The organism is Chryseobacterium sp. JK1 (assembly GCF_050632815.1).
In the GTDB taxonomy this organism is placed as follows: domain Bacteria; phylum Bacteroidota; class Bacteroidia; order Flavobacteriales; family Weeksellaceae; genus Chryseobacterium.
Genome location: NZ_JBODRU010000002.1, coordinates 100976 through 121146 on the forward strand (window position 1 = coordinate 100976; position 20171 = coordinate 121146).

Here is a 20171-nt window from a genome sequence, read left to right on the forward strand (position 1 = left end):
GCTTAAGGTTTTATTTTGTTTCAATTAATCTGGAGTAGACTCCATTGAGTTTCATAAGTTCCTGATGTGTTCCTCTTTCTACGATTTTTCCGTACTCCATGACGATGATTTCATCACAATCTATAATAGTACTCAACCTGTGGGCAACAATCAGGCAGGTACATCCTCTTTTTTTGATGTTATCCATGACTATTTTTTCCGCAGTAGGGTCCAATGCGCTGGTTGCCTCATCCATCACGAGAATAGAAGGATTCACAGCCAATGCTCTTGCAATTTCTAGACGTTGACGTTGTCCACCACTGAAGTTCGAACCACCTTCGAGAACTGAGCTGTCATAAGCGTCATTTCTCGCGGCAATTACGTCATGAATGGCAGCATCCCTCGCTGATTGAATAATACTTTTATCAGAAATGGTAGAGTCCCAGAAAGAAATATTTTCTTTGATTGTACCGTTGAAAATGAGTACTTCCTGATCAATAACGGCTAATGATTCGGTAATGATATTTCTGGGGATTTCTTCTCTGTTTTTCCCGTCAAATAAAATTTCACCACTCCAGGGTCTGTATAAACCTGAGGCTATTTTTGCAACGGTTGACTTTCCACTTCCTGAGCCGCCCACCAAAGCTACTCTGCTGCCGGGTTTTAATTTTAAATTGAAGTTTTCTATCAAAGCAGGCATTGTACTATTGTATCCAAAAGTTACATCCCTCATTTCAAAATATCCTACCAATCTGCTTTCATGTTCTACCGTAGATTTTGATTTTTCAGTTTTATCTTCCTGAAACTGGTCATCCACTTCGTAATTCATTACGTCATCTATTCTGTTCATATCACTTTCTGTTTCGTGGAGTAAAGCGCCTACAGAAACCAACTGATTGACAGGGGATATGAAGTTACTCATTAGATACGTGAAAGCAACCAAGGCTCCAAGTGTCATTTCTCCATTCATGATTCGTAATGCTCCTATTCCTAAAATCAATGTTGTTGTCAGGGAAGTAATAAGTGGCGGTATTGCATTCAGCCTAATGGTAAGCCACCCTAGCTCCTGCTGGGCATTCATTACTTTAGCCAAGTATCCTATCCAATTGGTGAAGAAGTCATTTTCTCTTCCGGAAGCTTTCAGTGTTTCTATCATACTGATTCCTGAGGTAGTTGTCCCTAATAATTTTCCGGTTTCATTACTCAGACGTCGGTTTCCATCTTTTCTTGCCGTTGAAACATACCTTAGCACGATAACATTAATCGCGGCCATTCCTATTCCTATCAACGTCAAAGGGATGTCATAGGAAAACATTAAAAAGGCATAAAAAATAACAACAATGATATTGAGCGCCGCGTTGGCAAGATCTCCACTCAGGAGTCTGGCAACTTTATCATTGAGAGATACTCTGTTTCCTATTTCTCCGCTATAACGCTGTGTAAAAAAGGCTATAGGCAGGTGAAATACATGCCAAAGAAATTTGCTGGAAGTAGTAAGGGCAAGCTTTGTTTCAAGTTTCAACAGATAGTATTGCTGAATATAAACAAGAAGTGAGTTGACCAAGAAAACAGCTCCCATAATGAGCAGCAAGGGCATGACAAAACCCGAATAGCCATTAATAAGGTATTTATCTATAAAAATTTTGATAAATGAAGGAATGACCAATCCCGGAATGACCAAAAAAAGACTGGCCAATATCAGGTAAATAATACTTAATTTGGAATTGGAGATTCTTGCAGCCAAAGAAGCCATAAGCCCTCTTTTTTCGTTTCCTTTTTCAAAAGCTTCGGTTGTTTTAAAGGTAAGAACCACCCCTGTATAAGCTTCGTCAAATTCGTCATAAGTAACCTGATATCTGCCTTGTGCAGGATCACTTAGGTATACTTTATTTTTTGTAAATCCTTCGAGGACAAGAAAGTGATTAAAATTCCAGAAAATGATGGATGGCGTTGGATTCTGCATCAGTTTTTCAATAGATCTGGCATAGCCTTTAGCTTCAAGTCCAAATTCTTTTGCTGCTTTTATGATATTGGTTGCTTTTAATCCGTCTCTAGAAACTCCACATGCAATTCTCAGCTTTTCCAAAGGAACAAATTTTCCAAAGTGTCCTAAAATAATACTTAATGCTGCAGCACCACATTCTACACTTTCCATTTGCAGAACTGTAGGAACTCTTACAGGCCTGGCCTGTTTATCGATGACGTAACTTTTCTTCTTTTCCATCTCTAGCAGACTATGGTTAGTACAGATCAAAGAATTTTTTAAATGCAGGAACTACAATTGTTGCCGGCGGCTCCTGTTTAATGGTAATCTTGCCATTGCATGAGGTTCCTTCCTTAATGGAAATATTGGGACCTTTTGCAGACGTCCATTTGTAACCGCTATATGAGTGCGCATCTTTTTTAAATTCTACATGAACTTCAAACAAAGGTCCTGAAGCCAATAGTCCTTTGGCCAGCTGATCGTTTTTCACAGAGGTCAGCATCCCTTGCTGGGTAATGGGAAAATCTGAAACATAGGTTACCTGCCCTTCTATAAAGCCATATTCCTGAGGTTGTACAGTAGATGGAACAACGAAAGCTTCCATCCCTTTTTTTATTTTCTTACCATCCTGAGAAGGGATATAAAGAACTCCTTTTAAACTTGTCAGTTTTTGTGCCCCTTTATCTTTCAATTTGAATAATGGAGTTCCTGCAACTACTACTCCGCCTGCATCAGTAAGAACTTCTACGACTTCTCCATCATAGGGACTTTTTATTTTATTCTGTATTTCATATTTTTCGGATAAGAACTGAAGATTTCTTTCGGCTTCGGAGATACGTTGATTCTGCAGGGTTATTTTCTGCTGCAGATCAAAGCCTAAGTTGTGTTGCTGGCTGGATGCTTCCGCCAATTGGCCTTTTAATCTTTCGATTATATTTTTTGATGCGTCTATCTGTTGTTTTGTTCCTGCGACTTGTGATTTAACAATAAGCCCTTTGTTTAGTAAATTATTTTCAGATTCCAACTGGTTATAAAGAAATGCCATTTTCTTTTTTTCTGCTTCTATTTCTCCTTGTATGCTTACTCTGTTCTGGCTGATGAGTTTTCCCTCCAATTGGCTGCCCTGGCTACCATATGCCATAAGTTTTCCCATTTCAAATTTTCTGTCAGACAAAACCGCTTTTGCGTCCTCAATCTGCTGATAAAGTTCAGGCTGCTGAATAGTAGCAATAATATCTCCTTCTTTCACCTGATCTCCTAAGGAAACATTCAGTTTGATGAGCTGTCCCTGTGAGGTGGCAACTACTTCATGCACCTCTCCCCCAAGTACTACCCCAACGGCATCCAGTTTGGTTTTTACGGTTCCTAATATTGCCCAGCCAATCCCTGTTCCTAATGCTATAAAAATGGTAAAAAGGGCGATCCATGCTTTGGGGCCTGTTACTTTTATTAACTGATCTAATTTTTCAGGAGTAGATAGTTTTTCTAATGCTTCTTTTCTAAAAAAACCTGCTGACATAGTTTTTGTATTTAATAATTAGCGGTATTCGGAATGGTGTAAAAAACTTCCCGGTTTAAGGTAAATCCTTTATCTCCCTGAGAGATGAGAGTTCCGGTCTCATGTCTCAGACTGATAATAGCAATGGCAAACTGCTGGTAAGCCTGAAGGTACTCGAGTTCTGAGGTGGTAAGCCTTTCCTGAAAGAGAATTACGTTCAGAATGGTTGTTAAGCCTGCCTGAAGTTTTATCTGTTCACTGTTAAAGGCTTCTGTGTAAGAATCCAGTGCCTCTTTCGCTCTTTGTAAGGCGATCACACTATTATCCAACTTGTTAATAGCGTTACTGATATTCAGCTGTATATTTCGCTGAAGGTTTTCGTTCGAAATTTTCTGGTCATTTAAAGAAACTAGACTTTTTGCTGAATTTCCTTTGGCTAGGTTATTATTAACAGGAAAAGTAAAGGTCAGTTTCGCCCCAGCTCCCATATTTCGTCCTTCATTATTGGTAAATGATGAAAAAGGTTTATCTATCCCATTTCCTGCAATTGCTCCGCCATAGAAAACGAAACCTGTAAGATCCAGCTGTGGTTTTGTATTATTTTCTGCCAGTTTATACTGCATTTCCAAAGCGTCGGATACTGTTTCGACCGCTTTTATATCACTTCTTCTTTCCATTGCCACTCTGATGAAAGCAGCTCTGTCAAGACCTGTTCTATACTCTGATTCTGTAATAGTAGGAAAATCGTTGACAGGAATATCCAGCAGCAGACTTTCTTCATTACTTAACCCTATGACCCTTCCCAAATTAATCCTAGCTTCATACAAACTTTGCTCAGCGATTGCAGTAAATTTCTCCTGATTAGCAAGGTCTGCATTCACTTGGGCCAGATCTCCGGCTGGCTTTTTGTCCGCTTTGATGAGTTCTTTGGTAACTTCGAAAACGTTTCGGACCCGGCCTTCGTTTTCTTTATAAATTTCAAGACTTTTATAGGCGAGATAGTAATTCCAATATGCCTGTCCGATCTGTAGGATCGTAGTAGAATTGGTAAACTCATTATTGCTCTTGGTATTTTCTATATAAAGCTGAGAAATTCTTTCGGATATTGTTGTAATGTCTCTCCCTCTTCCTCTCAGTAAAGGTTGTGTGAGTGATAGATTAACAGAACTTAGATGATTGCCCCAGAAAGCCCCAACATATTGGTCAAAACTGTCATAAGGAAAGTTATTATTATTAAAGCCATATTTTAAACTTATATCGGTTATTTGCCCTGATCTCAGCTTTTTCCGAAGTCCTGCAGAAAAATCAAGTGTATTGGTTTTTAATATTTTATCTACAAACTCATTTTTAGGATCTGCATCAAAAAGAGTATACCTATTCGTTTTTACAGATACTTCAGAAAACACATTGATATCAAATACACTTTTCTGAATTTGTAGGTCTGCCTCGGCATTTCTAATAGTGTATGCACTTCTTTTTAAGGTTGGATTTTTTTCAAATGCCCTATTTGAAATCTCTACCAGATCACAGTTTATTTTTGACTGCCCATATAAATTACTGATACTGAACCCCGTAAATATTACGAAGATAAACCTGTACAACCTCATTTGAAAAAATGAATTATTATTGATATCTAAACTTCTGAAAATCGATGCAGTATCTGCCCAAACCTTGAGCCCGCCTGAGCAACAACATCCAATATATTATTGTCTATAAGATCTTCTTCTTCAGGATTTCCATATCCCAGCTGATCGGTTGTTTTTCTCAATCGGTTGGAAAGGAATAATGCCAAAGCATAGTAAAAGTTGGATTTAAATTCTGAATTTTCAGCCATCCTTGCACTGATCACATCGCGGGAGATTTGGTATACTACTGATGGCTTGGTTGCCACTACATGAACTGAGGGAGGTCTTGATTCCAGAAAGGACATTTCTCCTACCACCTCACCTGCCTCCAGCTTAGCAACTGCATTTCTGAAATTATTATCTGAAAATACAGACAGCTGACCTGATAATACAATAAAAAGACTGTCAATAGATTGTCCTTTATTGATCAGTTGATATCCTGCCGGTAGCTCTAATTTATTCCCGTTATGGATCATCCATTCCACGTCTCTGTCATTTAATTGACCTAAGAAAAAAAGTACTCGTTTCATACCTATGTCTGTTTAATTAAGCTTATGTTAAATTATTCCGTTTTACTTTGATAATTTTGCCAAAAACACGGGTGTTTCTGACACCAATTTTACTTCTTTATTTTCTGCAAAGAATTGTACAATCCTTTGTAATCTGTCATAATCCTGCCATTTTTATGGTCTTTGATCGTCTCTTCGGATTTCTTATTTACCATTTGTGGTTTCACAGGGATATTGATATATAGATATTCCGGGTCTGACTGATCAGTTATCATAATCTTTTTGTCAATCGGGAGCTTTCTTCCAAAGAATTTTTCAAGTGCTTCTTCTGGGTTATCAATTAAATCTTTTTTGAAATCTTCATTTTCCCAGGCTTCAGATATAATTTTAAAGAATACCTCCTGTCCTTTCTTTTGTTCTTCTGTTAAGTTCATATTTCTATTATCTATTTTTTTATTCCAAAGAGTTGATGAGCTCCTTTGGGCTAACGTTATATTGATCTGCAAAAAGTCTTGAAAAGTAATGCACATCGTTGTATCCCACAGCATAAGCAATCTGCGAAATAGACTTCTGTATATAATTATCTATCAGGCTTTTTGCTTTATGGAGTCTTAAAACTCTTATATATTTATTAGGGGTCAGGTAAACCAAACCTGCTATTTTTCTGTGCAGCTGTCTTTCACTTACTGCCATTTTATAAGAAAGATCGTAAAGACTGAGCTCGTTTTGGGTAATGGAGCCATAGATTTCTTTTTCAAGATTAATCAGCCAGTCCTGATCTGTTTTGGTTATTTTTTGAGGATTTATTTCATCCGAACACAAATCCCTTACATTTTCATTCGATTCATATATATCAAAAATTTCAGGTCGTCCCCGAAAGGTCAAATTCAATGTCTTAGCCTTTGTTTTTACTATTATTTCCTCTATGATATCGCTTATTTCTTTAGAGCTGGAAAATATGATTTCATCTTTCTTATCCTTATGATGTAAAGCTGTGCTTCTGCTTACAGAAATAATGTTTTCCAATGGATTTTTAATATTTTGAATAATTTGTTCTAAGGCATCAGGAGAGCTCCAGTCTATTGTTAATCTTTTCGCTGCATTCATCTTAATAAGTGTTTAATTCGTATTTTTGAGTAAAATAATTGTTGGTTGGCTATCTGACTAAGTATCTGTTGGCATCATAAAAGCCTTTCAATCCGTCATAGTTCATCGATACGGGGATGGTTTCTGAGCCCAGATAGTTAATAGAATCTCCTATAATGTCTGTTTTGATTCCCATTAAATTCATTACTCTTAAAAGCTTACTATCGCATTCTGCGAAAGCAATACTGTTTTCATCTTTACAGATAGGGGTAAGAGCATACATCATTAGTTTTTTAAACAGCGTACGGTCTTTATTCTTTTTATTGGTTGCAAATCTTCCGATATGCCATATTGAAGATACATTCTGAGAAAAACTCATATCCAGTGGATTAATATTGAACAGCTTCTGAATAGGAAGCTTGCTTTTATAATCCCATCTGATGACTCTTATAGAACCCTGGATATTTCCGGTATTGTCTTTGGCAACAAAAATTTCAGAATTGTTGAAGTAGCTGAGCTCCTCGTCATAGATTTCTTGCACATCATCCTGAATCTCCATTGAAGGCATACTATTTTCAGAATGATGATTGAAATTTTCTTCTACTACAAATTTGGCAAGCTCTGTCAACTGCTCCAATTCTAGTTGCTTTAAATAATTCTGTGTGATTCTCATGGTGGTTATGTTTTTAACAAATCTACTTGGCATGAATGTCAAATCCACTACACCAAATTGTAGTATTTAATTGATAATCAAATAACTACACAAAAGTGTAGTTGGCCATGATTTCTATATTCACAGATTTTATTTTTAAAATATTTAGATTTTATCAAGTACTTTTGTGTGAAAAAAATAATTTTTCAAAGAATAAACAGCCTATATTATCTATTTTATTCTATTTTTGTATAAAACTGATAAAAATGATCACAAATGAAAAGGATTCCTTTTTTAACCATAGAAATACGATTAGCCATGTAAGTGAAGAAGAGAAGGAGCAGCAGTTTAGTTATCTCGAGTCTATCAAAGCGTTTGCTAGAGCTACTTATACCAGCATCTATGTAATTGATTATATGAAACAAGGTTTTGAATATGTTTCGGATAACCCTTTATTCTTATGTGGCAATACTCCTGAGCAAATTCTAGAAATGGGGTATGCTTTTTATTTCAAATATGTTCCTAAAAATGATTTAGAATTATTGCTCAAAATAAACTCTGTAGGATTCGATTTTTATGATAAGATTTCTTTGGAAGACCGGTTAGATTATACCATTTCTTACGATTTTCATATCATTAATAAAGAGAATAAAAAGATTCTGGTCAATCAAAAATTAACGCCCTTATTTTTGAATAAGGACGGAAAAATATGGAAGGCAGTCTGCATCATTTCCATCTCGTCGGAAAGAGATTCCGGGAATATTAAGATCTATCGGAATGGAGAAAACAAAGTGTATCACTACAGGCTGGACAGAGATATATGGGAAACCGAAAAAAAAGCCGTATTATCCAAAAGAGAAATAGAAATTCTACAACTTTGTGCAAGAGGGTTTACCATCAATGATATCGCTGAAGCCATATTTATTTCTCCGGACACCGTAAAGTTTCATCGAAGAAAATTATTTGAAAGGCTGGAAGTCAGCAGCATCACAGAAGCCATAGCCTACGCAACCAATAATAAGTTGATTTAGCTTTAAATTATCTGACTCTTTTAAAAACCACTTTTTTATTTCCTTCTGCCTGAATGGTCAAAGAGTTATGATCTACCGTATATTTTCCTTTCAGGAATGGATGGGTTTTCTTATCGTCAGAATTTGGCGTATCGTTTTGAGACACTTCTTTATGATCTTCCATCGTAGATTTCAGAACTAGGGAATCTTTGGTAAAGGTATATTCTCCTTCATTGATTTTTACATTATTACATTCTTTGTTTACCACAAAGGTATTTGCTGCCTGAAAGCTTATTCTCTCAATAGGTGAAGTCTTATCTATGTTTTTCCAGGTTCCGTAAAATTGATTAATCCCCATGTATTTATTTTTCAGACTGCTTATAAGAACTATAAAACCGATAAATACCACCGGAATATAGACCCATTTTATTTTACTGATTTTGTTGATCCATTGTGGGCGATCTTCATTACTGAACAAAGGAGGATATTCTATAAAATATTTATAAAAAACAGGATATTCTGAAAAGAAAATAAATAATCCCATGGCAAGCAATGCACACGCCATACCTTTTGCTCCTTCAATATCGTAAGCGAAATCCATCATCACAATATTGACCATAATACCCAGGAAAAGTACAATCCCCAACCTTGTCGTCCTTCTGAAAAACAACAAAACAGAACTGATAATCTGAGCAATAGCTATCGTACTGCCATACCAAAGTGAATAACTATAATAATACCATGTCAGCTCAAATCCGCTCAAAAGGTTCACAGGTTTATCATAAGCACTGGGCTGTGTCACAAACTGTGTTCCCAATAACTTTGAAAAAGCATAGGAAAGCATCATTGTCGCAATAAAATAGCGAAAAAATGTATGCAGGTAAAATTGTATTTTTTTATAAGACTGTGTATTTGCCATCAGATAGAGTATGTTTATCAATTATAATTCAACTACTTCGTTGATCAGTTTCATTTGGAAATTAAAATCTGTACTATCAGAGTTTTTTATTTTCGTCTGGATAGATTGAAACGCGGTAAGGCTAAGGGCATCTGAAACAACGCCATTTGGCAATGTAATGTATTCAGAGAGCGTATTGGTGTAGAAAACAGGTACATCTCCAGCCAGCATTTGTTTTCTTTCAATGTCCAAAACCGGTGACCAGCTTCGGGAAACAGCGTAGCATCTGGCTAATAGCTCTAATGTGATTCCGTATTTTAAAGAATCTGACAAAAACTCTGTACTATTGAGTTTTTTCATGATCTTAAGATATACTTCTGTAGGTCTGTATACAAAACGAACTTCCTGATCTTTGAATTTTTCCAGAGGAGAATCTTCCGAAAGAAGAAATTCTTTATGGGAAACCACAAGATTATAGATTTTTTCAAACCCTTTTCTAAATTCAGATTGATAATCTGCCAGGTTTTCCGCTTTATTATTTAAAATAGGCTTATTTTTCTTGTATAAATTGGTATGTCTTTTTTCATACCGTATGCTCATTGAATCCTTATTCACATCAATGATTTTTGGGGTATAAATTTCCGTTTCCAACTGTGTAGATGATCCCAGCCCACAGATGTAGGAAGGATCGTTCTGATTATTGGGTGGAAGTAAAAGGGTATCTAAGATATTCCCAAGTCTAATTTTTTCCACAGGATTTCCCTCTTTATCTGTTTTCTGAATCACAGGTCCTATGATTGATTCATGATCAATCAAGACAGGGCAATTTCCTGAAGCAATTACATTGTCATAATGATAATCATTGGAATTTAAAAAATAGGCTACTCCACATAGTATTCCTGCTCTTTCATAAAAGGTCTCTACATCGTTCTTATCTCTGCATGGCTCATGTTCTATAAATTCAAGCCACCCATAGTCTTTTTTATTAAGAACATTGAAGCTCTTCAGGCCGCAGCCCAAGTTGTCATTTACCCAGTCTAAAAACAGATTGTATGCTTCGGTAATTCCAACATTTACGGGTTTATAAACAATTTTAACGGTATCGAATTCCAGAATAGCCGTGGCTTCTCCATTATGTTGGTCCCCAGAATTGATGGAAAGTTTTTTTAATTCTTTTAACTGAATATCAAATTTATATTCGATTTCAAATTGATCCTGCTTAAGACGATCAAACAAACGGGTGATGTGTGTTAAAAAATTGCAGGTTTTTAAGGTTATTTTTTTGGCTAAAAGAGGATATTTCAAGAACAGAGTGAAATATTTATCTTTCAGGATCTGGTTTACAAATTTTTTGTAGTAAAAGTCATCAGAAGCAGGATGGGCTGGTTCGGTTTCAGAAACTGCTTTGAAGTTATTAAATTCTTCAAAAAACAACTGATGCCCTATATTCAAAAGGTTCAAATGTAAAGCAGATTTTAGCTGTGCCATGAGGTCTTCATTACAAAAATGCAGTTCCAGTTTTTTAGTCTTTACATTAAATTGTGATTCAAAGTAAGAGATAAAAGGATGCAGCAACTCATAGAATGGTCTGTCATCAGGGCCTTCTTTTATTTCAACCGACTGTATTACCCTTTCCAATGCATGTACCCACATCGGATACTGAACAGGCTGCTCCACATCGGATAATCTGGAAACCATTGACAGAACGTCTGATTCCTGTAATCCGTTAGCAGAACAATATTCTTCAAAAGCCTTATCAGAGCCTTCTTTTGTGATGGTATGCTTCCACAGTCTAATTAAAGATTTATCAATATTATTATCAAAAGTAACCTTGTGCTGTTTTTTAACATCAAGTATTTCAAAAGGAGTTAAAGATTTAAGGTATAAATTCTTTAAAAATGAATTAATAATCATAATAAAAAGATAATTAGGATTGAAACAAATTATTAAAAAACTCATCCAAGATAAGTGTAAGCTTAGCCTGAATGAGTTGTTATTTACTTGAAATTTTTATTACCAGTGAACGCAGATTCCAGTCCAAAGAATAGTAATTCCTGTTTGTTTTGCTCCTCCGGCAACTGCTTCTAACTGTACGTCAGTTAATTCCATGTTACCTGGGTTTGCTGGAATGTTGATATAAACTGTATTTGGAGCAGTTTGATCTGTTACTACAATGTTAGATCCTTTTGTGTCAAACGGCTTTCCTGATAATTTTTCAATTGCCTGAGCAGGGTTAGCGATTAGTTCTTGCTTGAAAGACTCATCTTCCCACGCTTTGTTGATAATTGTTTCTAAATTTTTTCTTGAGTTTTCAAGAGCTTGTTTAGTTTCCATGTTTGATTGTTTTTATGGTTAGAAAAAATATTATAATTGTTGGGGCGGCTGGCTACCAGTGAACGCAGATTCCAGTCCAAAGAATAGTAATTCCTGTTTGTTTTGCTCCTCCGGCAACTGCTTCTAACTGTACGTCAGTTAATTCCATGTTACCTGGGTTTGCTGGAATGTTGATATAAACTGTATTTGGAGCAGTTTGATCTGTTACTACAATGTTAGATCCTTTTGTGTCAAATGGCTTTCCTGATAATTTTTCAATTGCCTGAGCAGGGTTAGCGATTAGTTCTTGCTTGAAAGACTCATCTTCCCATGCTTTGTTGATAATTGTTTCTAAATTTTTTCTTGAGTTCTCAAGAGCTTGTTTAGTTTCCATGTTTGATTGTTTTTATGGTTAAAAAAATATTATAATTGTTGGGGCGGCTGACTACCAGTGAACGCAGATTCCAGTCCAAAGAATAGTAATTCCTGTTTGTTTTGCTCCTCCGGCAACTGCTTCTAGCTGTACATCAGTTAATTCCATGTTACCTGGGTTTGCTGGAATGTTGATATAAACTGTATTTGGAGCAGTTTGATCTGTTACTACAATGTTAGATCCTTTTGCGTCAAATGGCTTTCCTGATAATTTTTCAATTGCCTGAGCAGGGTTAGCGATTAGTTCTTGCTTGAAAGACTCATCCTCCCATGCTTTGTTGATAATTGTTTCTAAATTTTTCTTTGAGTTTTCTAGTGCTTGTTTAGCTTCCATAATTAATAGATTTTATGTTAATGTTTATTGAATGTTATATTTTAATACAATGCTTCAATGCAGGAAATAAAGAGTCTGCAAGGTCTTTCCAAATCATCTGACCTCCTCCGGCAATAGCTTCCAGCTGATCTTCGGTAAGCTCTACGTTATCCAGTTCCGGTTCTGCGGGGATGTTTACGTACACTTTAGACTTATCGGTCTGGTCAACAACAATCAGCTCTTTTCCTTCGGGTAGAACCACCTTTACTCCGGTCAGTTCTTCTATAGCTTTTATAGGATTCACCAAAAGTTCTTTTCTAAATTCAGCATCTTCCCATGCTTTAGAAATGACCGCTTGTATAATTTGTTCCTTTTTGTCTTCCATAACACTTCTGTTTTGTATGTTATAAAGGTAAAAGGCTTTTCTTGTATAGATTTGCCAAGTTTTACTGCAAAACTGTCAAATTCATTTATTTCAGCTTTATTACCTTTTAGAATCTTCTACTCTTGAACACTTTCGTTTTCAATATTGTAAAGATATGGAGTGGTTTCTGTATAGATTTGCCAAATTTTACTTTAAAATTGCCAATTACGAAATTTCACATAATTTATTTGCTTCAAGAGCTTTAACAAAATACATTTTTAGCTCTCCTTTTCCTTTTACCTGAATATTTCCACGGTATTCAAAACTAAAGCAGGTTTCATTTTTTATAAGGAGATAAAGGGATTCGCTGATATTTACTTTTCCAACCATCCCATTGCTTTCCAGGCGGCTTGCCGTATTTACCGTGTCTCCCCATACATCGTACTGGAATTTCTTAATACCAACAATGCCCGCAACGATCGGCCCGGCATGAATCCCTAACCGCATTTCAAAAGCAGGTTTTGTCATTTTCAGGTTTTCCTCTTTGCGCTTTATCATAAAATCCTGCATTTCTAATCCTGCTAAAACAATATTTTTCAAAGAATTATGATCTGGTTTGGGAATTCCCCCTGCGGCCATATAAGAGTCGCCTATGGTTTTGATTTTCTCTATATGGTATTTTTCACAAATCATATCAAAGGCTTTAAAACAGACATTAATCTCTTCCACCAGACTCTGCGGGGTCATTTTCTCTGCCGTTTGGGTAAACGATTTGAAATCTGTAAAAAGAATAGATACCAAATTGAAATCCCGAGCATTTACACTTCCTTTCTGTTTAAGTTCTTCAGCAATCTCTTCCGGAAGAATATTCAGGAGAAGCTGCTCAGATCTATCCTTCTCTATTCTTAATGCCTTGCTGGATTTTCTGACAAAATTGAGCCTGCTCCACAAACCTCCAGCCACAACAAGGATAAAACCTAGTGAAATAATAATGGCATTTCTCTGTTCTTCCTTTTTCTGTACCTCTTCTTTATGCTTTATCTGAATAGCGTGCTCTTTCTTTACATATGATATACTATCCGTAAGTTGCTGTTTCTGAAACTCCATATTCATCATTCTATTGGAAGTCTCTTTAGAGTTCAGGCTATCTTCGAAAATGTTTGCCTTTTCATAATACCCAAGAGCTATTTTACTGTTTCCAAGTGATTTATAAGATCTATAAAGGCAGTCACAAGCATCTTTCTTTAAAAAAACAGAACTGATTTTTTCAGCAATATCCAATCCTTTCTTACATTTTTCAATCGCTTCTCTGTTTTTTCCCTCTTGGGTAAAAATATTTCCGATGGCGACCTGAGAATCCCCAATATATTGCTGGCTGTTCATTTCTGTTGCCAACACAAGGGTATTGTTAAAATAATCCAAAGCCTTAGAATAGTCTGACAATTCAAAAAATAAGGTCCCCAAATTATTAAGAACTTCAATCTTAATCTGCTTATCGTTCTCCTTATTGGCTATTTGCAGCGCTTTAGTGAGGTTTTTATTGGCAGTATCAAAATCTTTCAACCTTACCTGTATAGATCCTGTAGAATTTAAATTCTGTGCAATTGCCTTTACATCATTGATTTTTATATATATATTATAGGCTTTTCTATAATACCTTAAAGCATTTGTATGGTCTTCCAGCTTCGAGTAGATTCCACCAATATTCTGAGTGGTTATTGCAATTGTTTTAGGATCTTTAATCTCTTTTTGGATGTCCAATACTTTTTGATAACAACTAAGAGCCTGAGGAAATTTGCCTAAATAGTAGTATGTTCCTCCCATATTATTTGTCACCGAAGAAATACCTAATTTATATCCTACCTTTTTGTACTCAGAAATACTTTTTTCAAAGTAAGTAAGAGACAATAAGTAGTTTCCTTGTAAAGAATAGGAAATAGCCAGATAACTATAGCAGTCACCCACTTTCTTAAAATCTTTATTTTCGTAATAACTGCTTACACTTTTATTGAAATAGATTACAGATTCTGCGAAATTTCCAGCTTCCTGCTGTTTTATTCCAATATTTAAAAGGCTGTCTGCCCTGTTTTTGATCAATGAAGATGAGTTGCTTTCTTTCTGGCCCGTTTGAGAATACGTAATTGAATGATTTCCAACAAGTAAAAAACAAAAAAACAATATGTATTTACAATTCCTCATGATAAAAAAGTTTTTTACAGCATTGGACACTCAGTAAGATTTAGAGCCATTCAAATGATTAGAAGTATCATTTGATAAAAAGATATCGTTTACAATAAAAACCGTATATAATTCTTGAAATCAGGAACTATATACGATTCATAGAATTATTCCAGATTAGTTTCCACCGAAAATACTGCCATCAGAATTGACTGGCTTTATGTAGATTGGTGGATCTCCGGCATTACCTCCGGATACCAGATCCAGTTGTTCTTCATCTAATTCCATGTCTTCCATATCAAGTTCTGCCGGAATATTTACAAAAATAGTGGAAGAGTCGGTTTGGTCTACAAAGGCCAAATTCTTTCCTGCCGGCAGATTAATTGGGTGTCCTAGAAAATTTTCCATAGTAGCAATCGGGTTCTGGATTAGGCTGCTTTTAAATGCAGGGTCTTTCCATGCTTTCTTTACAACAGATTGTAAAATTTCTTGGTCATTGGTTAAGTTCATAGGCTGTTTTTTATTGTTAAACGGTATCTGTCTTAATATGGCATTGTAAAATTATTTTCTTTTAATATGAGAGAACTGACAAAAAAACTGACAAAAAAAGGAGAGATAAAGTAAATTACGCTGAAAGATGTTCGGTATAGAAATATCGGAAAACAAAAAAGCCTTCTGTAATTGGATTACAGAAGGCTTTTTATGTCAAGAGAGACTTCAGTTCATTATTCTACACCAGAATGATCGAATATAACTTACTTACTTGTAATCAAATCTATCTTCATCCGGATACCAATATAGGTCTAAACTTTTTCCCATAGTTCCATTTTCATAGGCTTTTATATTATTCTCTAAACTCATTGCGGATGCAAAACTAATCACCCTTCCTGTCTTTTTCTCAACTAAAAAAGGGGCGTTGCCTCCCAATGCTTTATTAAAATCTTTTGTCAAAAGAAATTCTTTGGACTGATAGCGATAAATATTACCATAGTCTTTTTTAATTATTTCTTCCAATAATATTATCGGTTCTATATTTTTATCTACTATTTTTCTTATAAAACGTTGTGCTATGGATAGCATTTCTTTGTCTGTTAACATAATTTTATTTTTTTATTTTACCTGCTTTTGTATACATAAATTGTCTATATCCTCTTATAAAATCTTGAGATTCTTTGGAAGCCTTATCATATAAGAGAATTTCTCCTGTTTGCGCATCTAATAAATGCACTTTTTTGTCAACTTTCACTGCTACAAAATAATGGCCATCAACTGATCCACTCAGATTATAATGTGTAGGACCATAAATAATAGCAATTTCATCATCTCTCAATAAAAACTCCAATCGATCAATTCCCGTAATATCACTAAATCTACCAGCTCCACATTTTTCTGCTATTTCTTCTAATCCTTGCATAAGTGATGGTTCTGCTAATTGTAACTCTCCTGTTCTTAGATATTCTGCTATCACCTTTGCTGTATTACCGCAATTTGATTTACCTATTTGAATGACTTCATTACCAACTGATTCATGATTAAAATAGGGCATTGCTTCTTTTATTTTTTCAAAAGGCCTTTGAATTTTAACATTCAAAAATTGTTCTTTACCTTTTTCAAATGCTTTTACCTCAGTCTTAACTGTTGTTACTACAATAGAATGACCTGGCACATGCCCGCCTAGATATTCTAATTCTTCTACTAATTTTTCTCCTTGTAATTTACTCCATTTTTTGTAGAAATTATGCATTTCAGCTTTGCTAAACTCTTCTACAACTCGACCTTTATAAATAGCAACATAGCTTTCTACAAATTTACCTTCTTTTTGCCCGGATAATAAGATTACCCCACTTTCAGCCATTTTCTCTCCCAGTGCTTTGTACTCTTCTCCTAGGAAAATTTCTTTAGGCTCAACAACCTTTATTGTATTTTTCGTGAAATTGGTAATATTAGTTTCTAAAGTTGCCTTCAGAACCAAGGTTTTAAGATAATTCTTGGCACTGCCGTCTGCAATTTTTGTAAGTAATCTGGCTGCTCCTATATAAAACCCACCAACAATATTCAGACCTGCTAATGCAAACCCTCCTATCTTATAAATCTCTTCCCAATTTTCTAAAAAGATTTCTCCTTCAGATTTAGCATTGGGGTTTTTAGGGTCTTTGCCTATTTTTGCAATCTCATCTTTAAACGCCTGTACTGTAAGGTCTGCGCCTGCCAAAGAAATATCAGCTGTAGCTAATAAAATAAAATAGGGATTTCCTGTAGCCGCCAAGGTAGCTAAACCTATTACAATAGCAACAAGATTGGCAGCAATACGGATATTCTGCTGTACAACCGCCCACTCTTGTTCGTCTGCTAATGCTTTCAGATAAATAGCAGGCACCAGGTAGGTTTCTTCTCTTTCTCCACTGATATCTATAAGGTACACCATGTCCAGAGGGTGAAACTGTGCTCCATCACCCAAATCTTCCGTAACAGTTTCTGTCGCATTAGGATCACCTTCTTTCGGGACAATTTTTATTCTTTGCTGCACTTCTTTCTGTTGCTGCAAGAAAAAGGTACCCCTATAATGATCGTTACTTCCTTGGAAAATTCCCATTTCCAGAATATCACTGTTGATTTTATAACCTTTTCCAATAGTAAAGTTTTTCGCTTCTTTTTTTCGCTTGTCATTGTTGGCAAACAGTGAAAACAGCATCATTATATTAGCAAGTATCATTCGATTACTTTGCATTTTCCCTTCATATTCCGTACTACCGTCTAAATTGTAATAAATCCTGTTTAGCTTATCGGGATTTTCACGGAAATGCTTAAGGACAGGCGTTGGATCTCCGATTGCTTTGAAAATCTGTATCACTGCAGAGCTACTGTCCTTGAAAATATTTGAATCATCCGCATTTGAAAGTATTTCAAGATGATCAAAAAAAGTCAAATTATCAATCTTTACAGAAAGCTCGGATAAAATAGTTTCAGGAATATTTTCGTAAATGAATTTCAGAGATTCAGGATTTTTATACTTTTTGAGAGCATCTGCAAAATTTCTCTGAAAGTATTCATAGTCAGCCTTATAATTATCAATATCGCCATAGCTTAATAAAATATTCAGATCCCTAAATTCCTGATAAGAACACGTTTCTAAAACGATACTTTTTTCAGACATTTTGTCATAGGAAAAGTTTATTCTGTAATAGATTTTTTCTTTACTGATCTCTATTTCCTGAGTTATTCTTGTCCGATCCCATTTCACTGATACATTTTCTGCTTTTAAATTCAGATAAGCTTTCAGCCTGATAAAATTTCCCCCGGGAAATGAAATACTTTTATTTTGAATATTGGCTTTATAATCTTTCGGATTGTATTCAAGAATATAATCCCGCATTCCATTGTTTGCATATTTAATTTTTGAAACCAGAAGTTCTAGATTAATATATTCATCGGTTTACCAATCGGAGAGGTCTGAATCCAAAGGTTTAGATTTAGATATTTTACTATCGTACTGTAATGTTTTGTTTAGAAAATTTGTATTGGAAATCAGGAAGCCCGATGAAGCCAGCAGTTCCGTTTTGCTTTCTTCATCAAAATCATCGAAATCATTATAATAATTCTCGTAATTCATTGTCTAAAATTTTAAGGTTAATAAAAGTTACACTTGAAAATCTAAACAAAGTTTGAGTTTAAGAGCTTGATATTGTTCCTGATTTGGATTAACCTGAATAACACGCTCCACATTCGCTGCCTTCTATGTCAACATTATCTGTGCTTTGTTTTGGTTTTTATTAGGTTAAGTTATGTGAATTCTTTTTACCAGAATGACTTACTTTTTTAGATTATATCCACATTAGATGCCTATCTTAAACTTTGATTTTGAGTTTCATTTTCCGTGTTTTCCTATTGCAAATATCAGTGTGGAAAACGACGGAACTTGACGTGTTAAAATTTATTTAAAAGGCGGACATTACTTAATTTTACATTATAATCAAGCTTACATAATGAATGGAGGAGAAATGAGCCGTTTCGGTGGGAAGAGCCCCTATATAAAGACACAGAAATTCCTTATTAGCTTAAAAACGAAAGTAGACAGAACTTCGATTTGTGATTGATCTGTAATTTTGGGGCATAAAAAAACCTTCTATAATTGGATTACAGAAGGCTTTAGTACCCCAGACGGGACTTGAACCCGTACGTCCTTACGGACACAGGATTTTAAGTCCTGCGTGTCTACCAGTTCCACCACCAGGGCATGGTGTAGGGCGAAAAAAAAGATTCGAACCGAGGTTCCAACCTTCTAAAACAACTTCGACAAAGTATGTTTTTTCGCTTTGTGCGGATGAAGGGACTCGAACCCCCACGCCTCACGGCACCAGATCCTAAGTCTGGCGTGGCTACCAATTACACCACATCCGCTGATTTTTTACAGTTTATCACTGTATTTCTTACAAATATAAGGTATTTTATTTAGAGAACAGTCTCTATTTAAAATAAAAAACCCTCCGTAAGATATTACAGAGGGTCTTGTACCCCGGGCGGGACTTGAACCCGCACGCCAAAAGAGGCACAGGATTTTAAGTCCTGCGTGTCTACCAGTTCCACCACCAGGGCATGGTGTGGAGCGAAAAACGGGATTCGAACCCGCGACCCCAACCTTGGCAAGGTTGTGCTCTACCAGCTGAGCTATTTTCGCATAGTGCGGATGAAGGGACTCGAACCCCCACGCCTCACGGCACCAGATCCTAAGTCTGGCGTGGCTACCAATTACACCACATCCGCTGGTTTTTTTATATTGTAAGTTTTAAAGAGCTTGCTTCGTTTTTGTGAGTGCAAATATAGAACATTTTCCTTTATCTCCAAACTTTTCCAGAAAAAAAATTAAATTTTCTACATTTTTTTTTCACGGCACCTTTTATTACATTTCATTTTCTTATTTTTACATCGTTAATATTTACGATATGGAATTACAAGGAACGGTAAAGAAACTTTTTGATGCTCAAACATTTGCGAGCGGGTTTCAAAAAAGAGAAATGGTTATTTTGACCCAGGAACAGTATCCACAGCCGATAAACATAGAATTTTTGTCTGATAAAATCAGTTTATTAGATAACATTAAAGAAGGAGAAAACGTAAAGATCGGAATCAATATCAGAGGAAGAGAATGGGTTTCTCCACAAGGTGAAACGAAGTATTTCAACTCTATTACAGGATGGAGAGTAGAGAAAGTTTCTGATATTTCTTCAGAACCTACTCAGGCTATGCCTCAGCATTCTGCTTCTCCGGTTTCTAATGAAAATCCGTTTGCCGGAGACGACGACGATGATTTACCTTTTTAATTAAAGAATAAA

General features: G+C 35.6%; 20 protein-coding genes and 5 tRNA genes. 2 read left to right on the top strand and 23 right to left on the bottom strand.

All coding sequences use genetic code 11. The features are described from left to right. Window positions 1–10: 10 nt before the first annotated feature. From ACQ76T_RS13380 to ACQ76T_RS13410, 7 genes are all read right to left on the bottom strand, one after another. Window positions 11–2203 (bottom strand): NHLP family bacteriocin export ABC transporter peptidase/permease/ATPase subunit, encoded by a 2193-nt coding sequence (locus tag ACQ76T_RS13380; RefSeq protein ID WP_431343813.1) that lies wholly within the window; start codon window positions 2201–2203, stop codon window positions 11–13. A gap of 16 nt (window positions 2204–2219) precedes the next feature. Continuing rightward, on the bottom strand, window positions 2220–3482 hold the full coding sequence (locus ACQ76T_RS13385; protein WP_431343814.1) for an NHLP bacteriocin system secretion protein: 1263 nt from the start codon (window positions 3480–3482) through the stop codon (window positions 2220–2222). An 11-nt stretch (window positions 3483–3493) separates the two neighbouring features. Continuing rightward, window positions 3494–5068 carry a TolC family protein gene (locus ACQ76T_RS13390; protein ID WP_431343815.1) on the bottom strand — a complete coding sequence of 525 codons (1575 nt, stop codon included), beginning with the start codon at window positions 5066–5068 and terminating at the stop codon, window positions 3494–3496. A gap of 26 nt (window positions 5069–5094) precedes the next feature. Then, window positions 5095–5616 (bottom strand): cyclic nucleotide-binding domain-containing protein, encoded by a 522-nt coding sequence (locus ACQ76T_RS13395; RefSeq protein ID WP_431343816.1) that lies wholly within the window; start codon window positions 5614–5616, stop codon window positions 5095–5097. Window positions 5617–5705: 89 nt separating this feature from the next. Continuing rightward, window positions 5706–6029 carry a hypothetical protein gene (locus ACQ76T_RS13400; RefSeq protein ID WP_431343817.1) on the bottom strand — a complete coding sequence of 108 codons (324 nt, stop codon included), beginning with the start codon at window positions 6027–6029 and terminating at the stop codon, window positions 5706–5708. Window positions 6030–6048: 19 nt separating this feature from the next. Next, window positions 6049–6702, bottom strand: coding sequence for a helix-turn-helix transcriptional regulator (locus ACQ76T_RS13405; RefSeq protein ID WP_431343818.1), 654 nt, complete (start codon window positions 6700–6702; stop codon window positions 6049–6051). Window positions 6703–6751: 49 nt separating this feature from the next. Beyond that, a complete protein-coding gene (locus ACQ76T_RS13410) occupies window positions 6752–7354 on the bottom strand; it encodes a hypothetical protein (protein ID WP_431343819.1) in 603 nt (200 codons plus the stop codon). Window positions 7355–7599: 245 nt separating this feature from the next. Here ACQ76T_RS13410 and ACQ76T_RS13415 point away from each other — a divergent pair, with 245 nt between their 5' ends. Then, window positions 7600–8364 (top strand): response regulator transcription factor, encoded by a 765-nt coding sequence (locus ACQ76T_RS13415; RefSeq protein WP_431343820.1) that lies wholly within the window; start codon window positions 7600–7602, stop codon window positions 8362–8364. A 7-nt stretch (window positions 8365–8371) separates the two neighbouring features. Here ACQ76T_RS13415 and ACQ76T_RS13420 read toward each other — a convergent pair whose 3' ends face one another. From ACQ76T_RS13420 to ACQ76T_RS13495, 16 genes are all read right to left on the bottom strand, one after another. After that, window positions 8372–9262, bottom strand: a complete 891-nt coding sequence (locus tag ACQ76T_RS13420; protein ID WP_431343821.1) for a hypothetical protein — start codon at window positions 9260–9262, stop codon at window positions 8372–8374. 21 nt (window positions 9263–9283) lie between these two features. Beyond that, window positions 9284–11155 carry a type 2 lanthipeptide synthetase LanM gene (gene lanM, locus ACQ76T_RS13425; RefSeq protein WP_431343822.1) on the bottom strand — a complete coding sequence of 624 codons (1872 nt, stop codon included), beginning with the start codon at window positions 11153–11155 and terminating at the stop codon, window positions 9284–9286. A gap of 99 nt (window positions 11156–11254) precedes the next feature. Next, on the bottom strand, window positions 11255–11575 hold the full coding sequence (locus tag ACQ76T_RS13430; protein ID WP_431343823.1) for an NHLP leader peptide family RiPP precursor: 321 nt from the start codon (window positions 11573–11575) through the stop codon (window positions 11255–11257). 52 nt (window positions 11576–11627) lie between these two features. Beyond that, window positions 11628–11948 (bottom strand): NHLP leader peptide family RiPP precursor, encoded by a 321-nt coding sequence (locus ACQ76T_RS13435; protein WP_431343823.1) that lies wholly within the window; start codon window positions 11946–11948, stop codon window positions 11628–11630. 51 nt (window positions 11949–11999) lie between these two features. Next, complete coding sequence (locus ACQ76T_RS13440) at window positions 12000–12320, bottom strand: NHLP leader peptide family RiPP precursor (protein WP_422695342.1); 321 nt, start codon at window positions 12318–12320, stop codon at window positions 12000–12002. A gap of 34 nt (window positions 12321–12354) precedes the next feature. Continuing rightward, complete coding sequence (locus tag ACQ76T_RS13445) at window positions 12355–12684, bottom strand: NHLP leader peptide family RiPP precursor (protein ID WP_431343824.1); 330 nt, start codon at window positions 12682–12684, stop codon at window positions 12355–12357. Window positions 12685–12888: 204 nt separating this feature from the next. After that, window positions 12889–14862, bottom strand: a complete 1974-nt coding sequence (locus ACQ76T_RS13450) for an adenylate/guanylate cyclase domain-containing protein (protein ID WP_431343825.1) — start codon at window positions 14860–14862, stop codon at window positions 12889–12891. Between the two features lie 156 nt (window positions 14863–15018). Further along, window positions 15019–15351: an NHLP leader peptide family RiPP precursor gene (locus ACQ76T_RS13455; RefSeq protein ID WP_431343826.1), complete on the bottom strand. Its 333-nt coding sequence runs from the start codon at window positions 15349–15351 to the stop codon at window positions 15019–15021. A 249-nt stretch (window positions 15352–15600) separates the two neighbouring features. Next, complete coding sequence (locus tag ACQ76T_RS13460; protein WP_431343827.1) at window positions 15601–15939, bottom strand: hypothetical protein; 339 nt, start codon at window positions 15937–15939, stop codon at window positions 15601–15603. A gap of 4 nt (window positions 15940–15943) precedes the next feature. Further along, the gene (locus ACQ76T_RS13465; protein WP_431343828.1) at window positions 15944–18214 is read right to left on the bottom strand and encodes a hypothetical protein; all 2271 of its coding nucleotides are present in this window, start codon (window positions 18212–18214) and stop codon (window positions 15944–15946) included. 60 nt (window positions 18215–18274) lie between these two features. After that, window positions 18275–18451, bottom strand: coding sequence for a hypothetical protein (locus tag ACQ76T_RS13470; protein ID WP_431343829.1), 177 nt, complete (start codon window positions 18449–18451; stop codon window positions 18275–18277). Window positions 18452–18991: 540 nt separating this feature from the next. After that, window positions 18992–19075: transfer RNA gene (locus ACQ76T_RS13475), tRNA-Leu, on the bottom strand. An 82-nt stretch (window positions 19076–19157) separates the two neighbouring features. Next, window positions 19158–19239 (bottom strand) — tRNA-Leu (locus ACQ76T_RS13480). 111 nt (window positions 19240–19350) lie between these two features. Continuing rightward, window positions 19351–19434 (bottom strand) — tRNA-Leu (locus ACQ76T_RS13485). A gap of 6 nt (window positions 19435–19440) precedes the next feature. After that, window positions 19441–19516 (bottom strand) — tRNA-Gly (locus ACQ76T_RS13490). Window positions 19517–19520: 4 nt separating this feature from the next. Continuing rightward, window positions 19521–19602 (bottom strand) — tRNA-Leu (locus ACQ76T_RS13495). Between the two features lie 179 nt (window positions 19603–19781). Between ACQ76T_RS13495 and ACQ76T_RS13500 the strand changes: the two genes are divergently transcribed. After that, window positions 19782–20159, top strand: coding sequence for a DUF3127 domain-containing protein (locus ACQ76T_RS13500; RefSeq protein ID WP_431343830.1), 378 nt, complete (start codon window positions 19782–19784; stop codon window positions 20157–20159). The last annotated feature ends 12 nt before the right edge of the window (window positions 20160–20171 follow it).

Coding starts and splice junctions, on each gene's coding strand:
- ACQ76T_RS13380 (WP_431343813.1), bottom strand. CDS start 2,203: ATGGAAAAGAAGAAAAGTTACGTCATCGATAAACAGGCCAGGCCTGTA.
- ACQ76T_RS13385 (WP_431343814.1), bottom strand. CDS start 3,482: ATGTCAGCAGGTTTTTTTAGAAAAGAAGCATTAGAAAAACTATCTACT.
- ACQ76T_RS13390 (WP_431343815.1), bottom strand. CDS start 5,068: ATGAGGTTGTACAGGTTTATCTTCGTAATATTTACGGGGTTCAGTATC.
- ACQ76T_RS13395 (WP_431343816.1), bottom strand. CDS start 5,616: ATGAAACGAGTACTTTTTTTCTTAGGTCAATTAAATGACAGAGACGTG.
- ACQ76T_RS13400 (WP_431343817.1), bottom strand. CDS start 6,029: ATGAACTTAACAGAAGAACAAAAGAAAGGACAGGAGGTATTCTTTAAA.
- ACQ76T_RS13405 (WP_431343818.1), bottom strand. CDS start 6,702: ATGAATGCAGCGAAAAGATTAACAATAGACTGGAGCTCTCCTGATGCC.
- ACQ76T_RS13410 (WP_431343819.1), bottom strand. CDS start 7,354: ATGAGAATCACACAGAATTATTTAAAGCAACTAGAATTGGAGCAGTTG.
- ACQ76T_RS13415 (WP_431343820.1), top strand. CDS start 7,600: ATGATCACAAATGAAAAGGATTCCTTTTTTAACCATAGAAATACGATT.
- ACQ76T_RS13420 (WP_431343821.1), bottom strand. CDS start 9,262: ATGGCAAATACACAGTCTTATAAAAAAATACAATTTTACCTGCATACA.
- lanM (WP_431343822.1), bottom strand. CDS start 11,155: ATGATTATTAATTCATTTTTAAAGAATTTATACCTTAAATCTTTAACT.
- ACQ76T_RS13430 (WP_431343823.1), bottom strand. CDS start 11,575: ATGGAAACTAAACAAGCTCTTGAAAACTCAAGAAAAAATTTAGAAACA.
- ACQ76T_RS13435 (WP_431343823.1), bottom strand. CDS start 11,948: ATGGAAACTAAACAAGCTCTTGAGAACTCAAGAAAAAATTTAGAAACA.
- ACQ76T_RS13440 (WP_422695342.1), bottom strand. CDS start 12,320: ATGGAAGCTAAACAAGCACTAGAAAACTCAAAGAAAAATTTAGAAACA.
- ACQ76T_RS13445 (WP_431343824.1), bottom strand. CDS start 12,684: ATGGAAGACAAAAAGGAACAAATTATACAAGCGGTCATTTCTAAAGCA.
- ACQ76T_RS13450 (WP_431343825.1), bottom strand. CDS start 14,862: ATGAGGAATTGTAAATACATATTGTTTTTTTGTTTTTTACTTGTTGGA.
- ACQ76T_RS13455 (WP_431343826.1), bottom strand. CDS start 15,351: ATGAACTTAACCAATGACCAAGAAATTTTACAATCTGTTGTAAAGAAA.
- ACQ76T_RS13460 (WP_431343827.1), bottom strand. CDS start 15,939: ATGTTAACAGACAAAGAAATGCTATCCATAGCACAACGTTTTATAAGA.
- ACQ76T_RS13465 (WP_431343828.1), bottom strand. CDS start 18,214: ATGCGGGATTATATTCTTGAATACAATCCGAAAGATTATAAAGCCAAT.
- ACQ76T_RS13470 (WP_431343829.1), bottom strand. CDS start 18,451: ATGAATTACGAGAATTATTATAATGATTTCGATGATTTTGATGAAGAA.
- ACQ76T_RS13500 (WP_431343830.1), top strand. CDS start 19,782: ATGGAATTACAAGGAACGGTAAAGAAACTTTTTGATGCTCAAACATTT.